Source organism: Romboutsia sp. (assembly GCF_035470145.1).
In the GTDB taxonomy this organism is placed as follows: Bacteria; Bacillota; Clostridia; order Peptostreptococcales; family Peptostreptococcaceae; genus Romboutsia_D.
Window position 1 is genome coordinate 1 of the sequence record NZ_DATIRC010000199.1, and the last position, 4798, is coordinate 4798.

The 4798-nt window shown below is 26.6% G+C and carries 5 protein-coding genes; all 5 read right to left on the reverse strand.

The genetic code is table 11. The annotated features are described in order from the left end of the window. Positions 1 to 169 precede the first annotated feature (169 nt). The gene (locus tag VLM92_RS08475; protein WP_325275905.1) at positions 170 to 349 is read right to left on the reverse strand and encodes a (2Fe-2S)-binding protein; all 180 of its coding nucleotides are present in this window, start codon (positions 347 to 349) and stop codon (positions 170 to 172) included. Positions 350 to 473: 124 nt separating this feature from the next. Beyond that, positions 474 to 1430 (reverse strand): glycosyltransferase family 4 protein, encoded by a 957-nt coding sequence (locus VLM92_RS08480; protein ID WP_325275906.1) that lies wholly within the window; start codon positions 1428 to 1430, stop codon positions 474 to 476. Continuing rightward, the gene (locus VLM92_RS08485) at positions 1393 to 1716 is read right to left on the reverse strand and encodes a hypothetical protein (protein WP_325275907.1); all 324 of its coding nucleotides are present in this window, start codon (positions 1714 to 1716) and stop codon (positions 1393 to 1395) included. The genes VLM92_RS08480 and VLM92_RS08485 overlap by 38 nt, the downstream gene beginning before the upstream one ends. Positions 1717 to 1763: 47 nt before the next feature. Beyond that, positions 1764 to 2621, reverse strand: coding sequence for a hypothetical protein (locus tag VLM92_RS08490; protein ID WP_325275908.1), 858 nt, complete (start codon positions 2619 to 2621; stop codon positions 1764 to 1766). A gap of 289 nt (positions 2622 to 2910) precedes the next feature. Further along, positions 2911 to 4749 (reverse strand): sensor histidine kinase, encoded by a 1839-nt coding sequence (locus tag VLM92_RS08495; protein ID WP_325275909.1) that lies wholly within the window; start codon positions 4747 to 4749, stop codon positions 2911 to 2913. Between the last annotated feature and the right edge of the window lie 49 nt (positions 4750 to 4798).

A 4798-nucleotide genomic window follows, 5' to 3' on the forward strand; every position in this document is an offset into this window, starting at 1 on the left:
ACAGATATATAAATTAGACACAAAAGGATAAAATCCTCTTTTGATATACAAAAAATAAGGTTTTAGTGTAAAAATCTACACTATGACATTACAATAAAAAATAAGCATCTATATCTACAGTCATATAGATGCTTATTTTTATATTGTATTGGTTATTTTGTTTTAGATATTATTTTTCTAATAATTTACCAACTATTACTTTTGCATTGGCTAAACAGCTCTCGCAACCAGTACCAACTTGTGTAACTTGTTTCACTTGGTCAAATGTTGCAGCACCGTCATCTATAGCTTTCTGCAGATGTTCTACTGTTACACCAAAACATGTACATACTACTTCATCTTTATCCATCTTCGGTCTCCTTTGAATTAACTTTTTTAGTTTATAATAGCTATGTTCTCGTATATATTCATACAATTGTAGTGTACCCAGATAATTAAAATTTTATTAAGCATGAAAGCCCTAATATGTTAATTTAAATAATGTCACACCATACTCTATTACATTCTATAAAGTTTTCTAACCTATAACATAAGCCCGTCCATGTTTTATCTTTCATATGTAGTTTTTTATTTCTAGTATCTTCACTTAATATACTCGCTATCATATCATTTAAAACATTAGCTAATTCTTCTTCAAATTTAGAAAGTTCTTTTTCAAAAGGAATTCCAATGTCTTTCATCTTAGGTAAGTCTACATAACCTATCTTTCCACTATTATTTATCTTATCTCCTATCCATTGTTTTACTCCTGGTATATCAGTAGTAACTACATTGCATCCACATGCTAAGCTTTCTATAACTACTAGTGGAAGTCCTTCAAAAAACGATGGTAGCATAAATATATGAGATTTTCTAAATAGTTTAGATAAGTGTTCTTGATTAATTTTTCCTAAAAAGTTTATATTAAAATAGTTATTTTGTGCAAGTTCTAATATTTCTTCATATTCTTCTTTGCTACTTCCATCTCCAACTATATTTATATTGATAAATTCTTTATGATATTTTAATTTATCTAAAGAATTTATCAATGATTTTAAACCTTTTAATTTACAAATCTTACCTGCATAAGTTATTGTAATACTATCATTATTTAATTTTTTTACTTCATTGAAAAACATTTTTTCATCATATCCACTACCTAGTGTAAATACTTTATCTTCATCTATATTAAATATGCCTATTATTTCTTTTCTTTGTTCATCATGTAATGAAAATACTGCATCTAATTTTTTTATATTTGATAATATGTACTCTTTTTCTAAATCATGACTTTGTATTTGTCTAAGGCAAGTTCCATGACATATACCAACCACTTGAATATCTTTTACTATTTCTCTAACAAATGCTGTTAATAAATATAAGTGATGACAAATTATTAAATCTGGCTCAAACTCACTTATTGCTTTTTTTATATTTTTTTTTGAAATCATTTTTAAGCATATTTACCATATCTAGGTCCATATCTCTATACCTTGTGCTTTTGTATGGCATAACGTCACTCATGCCTACTACATTAAATGGCAATTCATCACTATTGTAAATTACAGGATAATAAGATATATCATCTGTAAAGGCTTTTATATTATCATCTTTATCTATCCCTGCGATTACTGCCTGATTATACCCCATTTTTTTAAATCCATTTATCATCCCACACATATATACGCCACTACCTGTACTGTTTGGTTTTTGAGTTATTATATGAAGAATTTTCACTTTTGTCCCCCTTATTCAATGTCGAATTTGTGTTAGTTTACTTTGTGTTAATTGAACTCTATGTCTAAATAAATGCATGAAGAATCATCTTTTATTTTAAATCTAGGAAACTTGATAGTTGAGAAATCTTCTTCTTCAAAACATCTAAGTTCATTGTATATTTCACTAATACCTCTATTTGTAACTTGATTTAATAATTCCTCTTCATTTATTAAATTATATCTATCACTGACACAAGAGAATCCATCACTAGTTAACATTAATTTTATATTTTTATGAACGGTTGTATATCCGTACATAGCATTTTCTATTGCATTTTCATCAAATTCTAAAATCCAATAGCCATCTTCTGTATTCTTTTTAAGTCTATTACTTATTATAGTACTAATGACACTTGACTTTATTTGTTCAAAGGAAAGTTGCTGTAAGTTAGGTAGTTTTTCCATTTCATCATAAACTAGTTTATCTAACTTGCATAAAGTTCTATCTTTTATAATTGATGTTTTTTCATCAATTTTTATATGTAGTGAGCAATCACCTAGTAATAGATATTCTATTTTATTTTCATAAAATTTTACAATTGATATAGCACTAGATGGAGTGTCTAATTTCTCAATTTTATTTTTACCTATTTTGGAATAGTACTCTTTTCTTATGTTTGTTATTCCATTTAGCATAATTTCTTTTAAGGGTAATTCCTTGTAAATATTTTTATGTAAATAGTTATTCCACCAATTAACATACCATTTTGCGTCACTATCTTTAGATGCTAAATTCTTATTATTAAGCCCCGTTGCTCCATCTAAGATCCACACTCCATATGGATTTAAGCCTGCTATGTCTTCATTATACATTGCTGTTCCTTGACAGCATAAAACATCACTACTCTTAATATTTATATTCATAATACTTTCCCTTTCAATTTGTAGTAATTATGCTTACATAAATCATAAGTGTATTATTTAATCTTATAGTAGCAGATTGATATTGAAAATACTGTCGAAAATTAGCATAGGTATAACTAAAAAATATATATAAATACTTTTAGGTCTAATTAATTTGTACCTCCAAACTATCCACTTCTAATCTAGACATAAAAAATACTACTCCTCTCTCGCCTTTAGGAATAGTATTTTTCTTAATATCATTTTTTATTTTTAGAGTTTAAATGTACCTTCTCAGTTTATCTATAGGCTATGAATATATATCTGAAAATTCAATATGAATTTTATCTATATTACATTGTGGTATGAATTCTTCTATGTAAGATTCATTCTCCTCTTTTGAAACCAGTTTAACAGGTATTTCAATGATAAATTCTGTTCCTTCACCACATTTACTTTTAACACAAATGTTTCCATTATGCATTTCAACTAAAGACTTAACCAATGATAAACCTATTCCGCTTCCCTCATTTTTTCTAATATATAATGGATCTACCTGCCTAAATCTTTCAAATATTATTTTCTGTTTGTCTTCTGAAATTCCTATACCTGTATCCTTTACAGATATTAAAATACTTTCTTTTTTATCATATATATTAACTTCTATTTTATCATTTGGATTTGTAAACTTAACTGCGTTTGAAATAAGATTTAATATAATTCTTTCCATTTGATCTGGGTCAAATGCCAAAATCTTTTCTTCTATTTCTGTATCAAATGTAATTTCTCTTGATTTACTTTCTACATAATCGACAGTTGATAATGTTATGTTCTCAATAACTTCTACAATATTTTTATTTTGTAAATTTAAATTTTGGAATCCTGAATCAATCCTTGTAGTGTCAATTAAATTATTTACCAGTCTCAATAATCTATAAGAATTTTGATTTACTATATTTATATGTTTATTCAATTTCTCACTATCTAACTCATTCTTATTGCTATATAAAGACAGTATCTGCATTGTAGAAAAAATAATATTTAAAGGTGTTTTTAATTCATGAGATATATTTGAAAAAAATTCGGTTTTTAATTTATCATATTCAAGGGTTTCTTCTAATAATCTTTTATTTTCTTTTATAAGAGTATTAAAACTATTTGATAAAACTCCTATTTCATCATTACTCTTTATATTAGATTGAACTGTAAGATCTCCTTTTGCAGCTACTTCCATATATTCTTTTAATTTATTAATAGGTTTAACACATGAATTTGTTAGAAAATATAATACTCCACCTATTAAAATTAATATTATAACTGATGTAATTAAAACATATAATTTTAACATTTCTATACTTTTAGTCATCTCATCATAATTAGCAGACATACCTATAGACCATCCTGTAGATTTAACCGGCTTAAATGAAACTAATTTTTTTTCACCATTATAGAAATAATATTCAGTTCCTTCTTCGCCTCTTATCATTCTTCTAATAATATTTTTTAAATCCTTGTTGGCACTTTTGAATAAATCATCCTCTGTTGGATGTGCTACTGTTGCTCCATGTGAATCAAACATATAGGCATATCCGTAATTTCCAAATTTCTCATCATTGATAATATCTGTAATAACAGATAAATTTATTGTTCCTGCTACTAATCCAATAATCTTATCCTCATTATCTCTTATAGGGGCTGAAACTACAATAATAGGATTTCCTGTAGATTTAGATATCTTAGGCTCCGATATAACAGTTTGTCCTTCTAGGGTTTTATGAAAATACTCTCTATCAGAAATATTACCTGATACTCCATTTGTTGCTTCATAATTACCATCTATATCAGATATTAAAACTACTTCATATTCCTTGAAAAATTTCCTATGATCCTCTATATACTTGAATACCGTATTGTAATCTAACGTTTGTGCAGCATGCATTGTGGATATCATTTCCATTTTCTCTTTCCACTGCTCAAATTTATTTTCAACATTTACTACTAATTTCTCCACTTTCTCTTCCGTTATTGTTTCAATATTATTAATAATTATTTTTTTAGAGAAAGTATATGCTATTAATGCTAAAGACAATAAACCTATACTAGCTACTAAAATTACAGGCAGAATAATTTTTTTCTTTAAACTTTTCATATTTTACCCCTTCCCAAATTGAAAAATCACTTATTACGTTTATCCCCTT

What these genes read in the sequence shown, in the direction of transcription:
- VLM92_RS08475 (WP_325275905.1), bottom strand. Translation starts at nt 349, where the DNA reads ATGGATAAAGATGAAGTAGTATGTACATGTTTTGGTGTAACAGTAGAA.
- VLM92_RS08495 (WP_325275909.1), bottom strand. Translation starts at nt 4,749, where the DNA reads ATGAAAAGTTTAAAGAAAAAAATTATTCTGCCTGTAATTTTAGTAGCT.
- VLM92_RS08480 (WP_325275906.1), bottom strand. Translation starts at nt 1,430, where the DNA reads ATGATTTCAAAAAAAAATATAAAAAAAGCAATAAGTGAGTTTGAGCCA.
- VLM92_RS08490 (WP_325275908.1), bottom strand. Translation starts at nt 2,621, where the DNA reads ATGAATATAAATATTAAGAGTAGTGATGTTTTATGCTGTCAAGGAACA.